The 3,236-nt window shown below is 29.7% G+C and carries 4 protein-coding genes; all 4 read left to right on the top strand.

The window, feature by feature from the left end:
• Positions 1-104: 104 nt before the first annotated feature.
• The 4 genes from G525_RS22605 (at position 105) to G525_RS0117700 (ending at position 3,085) form a co-directional block, all read left to right on the top strand.
• A complete protein-coding gene (locus G525_RS22605) occupies positions 105-1,016 on the top strand; it encodes a hypothetical protein (RefSeq protein WP_211222947.1) in 912 nt (303 codons plus the stop codon).
• Positions 1,017-1,253: 237 nt separating this feature from the next.
• Positions 1,254-1,415 carry a hypothetical protein gene (locus G525_RS22340; protein ID WP_157491977.1) on the top strand — a complete coding sequence of 54 codons (162 nt, stop codon included), beginning with the start codon at positions 1,254-1,256 and terminating at the stop codon, positions 1,413-1,415.
• Positions 1,416-2,126: 711 nt separating this feature from the next.
• Positions 2,127-2,375: a hypothetical protein gene (locus tag G525_RS0117710; RefSeq protein WP_027127322.1), complete on the top strand. Its 249-nt coding sequence runs from the start codon at positions 2,127-2,129 to the stop codon at positions 2,373-2,375.
• 113 nt (positions 2,376-2,488) lie between these two features.
• Positions 2,489-3,085, top strand: coding sequence for a hypothetical protein (locus G525_RS0117700; protein ID WP_211222946.1), 597 nt, complete (start codon positions 2,489-2,491; stop codon positions 3,083-3,085).
• The last annotated feature ends 151 nt before the right edge of the window (positions 3,086-3,236 follow it).

Here is a 3,236-nt window from a genome sequence, read left to right as displayed (position 1 = left end):
GCCTACTTACGAAAATCCTCGCGGATTTTCTATTCCGTTTTTATTTACTAAATTAGGTGCTTGAAACACGCCACTAATCATACACAAACACGTTGCCATTAATTATGAAAAAAACATTCGTCTTACTTTTTATACTTCTGATTTCAATTAAATCTTTTGCTTGCAGTTGCGAATGTGATGGAGATTGTTCATTCAGCCAAATTTCAAAAGGTTCTGAATTTGTAGCTTTAGTAAAAGTAATTGAATATTCGAATTTTCTTGACCGAGAGATTTACGATTATGAGGGAAAAATGCCTTTGTCAATGACAGTAGAAGTTATTGAAAAATACATTGGTTCAGAAAAACGAAAAACAATAAAAATTTGGGGAGATAACGGGATGTTATGCCGACCATATATTGCGAACTTTGAAGTCGGAAAATATTATTTAATTTCACCTTCTAAAATTAGCGAAACTTCCGACAATGGAGTAAAAGGCGATTATGACTTTTTTAGTTGCTTTACCGACTATTTAGCTGTAGACTTTGAAAAACAAATAGCATACGGAGAATACTCAAAAAAAGAAAATCAAGTAGCTCTAAAAGATTTTGTGAAAGAAATTAAAAGTTTAAAATTTAAAAACACGGAATGGTTTACAAATAATGAAAATATAAACTTTTTCAAAGCTGATTCAATTACTATTTACAAAATTCTGAATAGAAAAGATGATTTTGTGAAATTGGGCAATAATCGAATAAAAATTGAACAAAACGAGAATAAAGATTATACGAATTTGGAGTTTAAAAGAAATGGAAAACTCAAAATTACTGACACCAATATTGAAAATTGGACAGAGACAGTACATTTAGGAAAATGGAAATGGCAATTTGACAATGAAAAGGGCATATTGAGTTTTTATTTAGATAAAAAGTTATATTCTTCATTTATAGTTGTTTCTCACGAAAGAGATTCTATGCCTTGGAATACAGATGACAAAGTGCAATTTTATGTTCTGAAATTGAAACGAATGAAAAAATAACTAATGCCAACACCGTATATAGCTCATAGCTGGGCAGTTGCTTAATCGAAGTTTCGGCATATTTGCGAAGTCCGCCAAATTTTAAATTTGATGATTTTCAATAAAAAAGATAAATAGTAAAATTTAAAAATTTGGCTTGTGCTCAACCGAAAATAATCGCTAATTCACACGCTACGAGCCATATACAAAACCGTTGGCATTCATTGACCAACGAACTTAAAATCGAAAAATTAAATTATGAATAGAATAAGAATTATTGGTTTAATAATGTTGATAATCGGAATTATTTTGCACTTTTCTTTTGAAAATGATGGAACCGATTTTCTTACTGGCTTTTTAGTTGGTGGTGGAATTGGATTACTAATAACAGGTCAAATTAAATCAAAAAGAAAATCATAATCCCACTTTTAGCTCGTTTACGGAATTGAAAACTGAACTGAAAAGAAAAACCTGAATTGAATACGGAATTTAGCCAGTTGCGGAATAAATCGCAGAACGAATTCACTCAAACTTTTAGAACTGCCAAAAAGATTATGACAAAAAAAATTATTGGATTTGTATTTTTAACTATTGCATCTTTAGTGACAATTTTTATTATTTATAGAATGGCAATAAATCCTAATGCGTTACTTATTTTTAAAACTTTAATTAGCTGAGAACTCGGATTTAAATGGACTTTAGGTGTAATTTTATTTCATTCATTTTTCATTCTGATAATATATCTATTATTTAAATTTGGAATTAAATGGACAAAATTAAATCAGAAAACCAAAATTAATGAAACTGAATTAAGCAAATAAAAAAACAACGAAATGCCAACACCGTGTATAATTAATGGCTAGTTCTCGCCTACTTACGAAAATCCTCGCGGATTTTCTACTTGATTTTTATTTGCTAAATTAGGTGCTTAAACACGCCACTAATCATACACAAGACCGTTGGCATTCATTGAGCAGAACTGTTAAAAATGACAATTATGAGTAATTTAAAACGTTTGACTTTTAGCCAGTTTGAGGAATTGGAAAATGCACAAAAAAACAAAACCTTAATTGTTTGCGGAATTTAGCAAGTTGCGGAATTGATCACTCAATCAGAATTAAAACATAGAATATGAAAAATATCTTTATTTATTACCTGACAATTTTATTGCCACTTGCAATTTTAATTTGGCTGAACAAAACTTACTCAATTAATTCTGCATATTTTATTGGACTTTTAATTTTCTATATTTTAATTTTCAGAACTTATGTAGATGGGAAACGATTATCTGATAAAAACATAATTCCGAAAAAAGATATTTGGAAAATGATAATTCCAGGAAAACACATTGAGTATTTTAAAGAGCTATATCTGAAATAATTAAATCTTGAGAATTTAGCGGAAGTAAAACAACGAAATGCCAACAATGTGTATAAGCAATGGCTTGTTCCCGCCTACTTGGAAAATCCTGCGGATTTTCCAATGTTACGTGAGTGTTTGCAATTGTCCGTGACGAACCACGCCACTGCTCATACACGAAACGTTGGCAACAAGCTGAAAAAAGAACTCAACGAGAAAAAATGAACTCAAGAACAATCGAGAAAAATATTGGAAAACCGACAAAAATCGATTGGAAAAAACCGAAAGCAATTGGAAGTTCATCATTTTATCTAAAGTCTTTTAAAGCAAAAAATAATTCGACGGAATTTATAAAAGAAAACTCTAAATGTAGTTTTGAAAAATATTCAGGTGGAATTCTTTTAAGGTCAAACTTGTCTAATAAAACAAGTGCGTTGACAATAAAAGAATCGGAAATCGAATACATAAAATTAATACGTGGAAAAGAAAGTGTTGAACCTCTGACTTTATCACCAATGTGGATTATGTTGAAATTAGGAGTTTCTAAATTAATTGCAAGATATTTTAGAATTGTACTCGGAGAATATTCAATCGATGAAATGAAATTAAAAATCGAGACCAAAAATCAAATTATGGAATTCACGCAAAACGGATATATATTTGAGAGACAATTGAGTTTCTTTAAAAACCTGAATTACGGAGAAAAATTAATAATTGAAATGAACGAATAAAATAAAAATCGGAACGAGTAAAAGAAAGCCAGTTGCCAACACCGTATATAATTTATTAGAGGTCAGTATCTAAATACATATCTTTATTGTCAGTAAACATATAATATTATGGATATTTTTAAAGGTCAAAATCTTCTAGAGTTCTCTGATC

The organism is Gelidibacter mesophilus DSM 14095 (assembly GCF_000423005.1).
GTDB lineage: Bacteria > Bacteroidota > Bacteroidia > Flavobacteriales > Flavobacteriaceae > Gelidibacter > Gelidibacter mesophilus.
This window is presented reverse-complemented; position numbering and strand designations above follow the sequence as displayed.

Coding starts and splice junctions, on each gene's coding strand:
- G525_RS22605 (WP_211222947.1), top strand. CDS start 105: ATGAAAAAAACATTCGTCTTACTTTTTATACTTCTGATTTCAATTAAA.
- G525_RS22340 (WP_157491977.1), top strand. CDS start 1,254: ATGAATAGAATAAGAATTATTGGTTTAATAATGTTGATAATCGGAATT.
- G525_RS0117710 (WP_027127322.1), top strand. CDS start 2,127: ATGAAAAATATCTTTATTTATTACCTGACAATTTTATTGCCACTTGCA.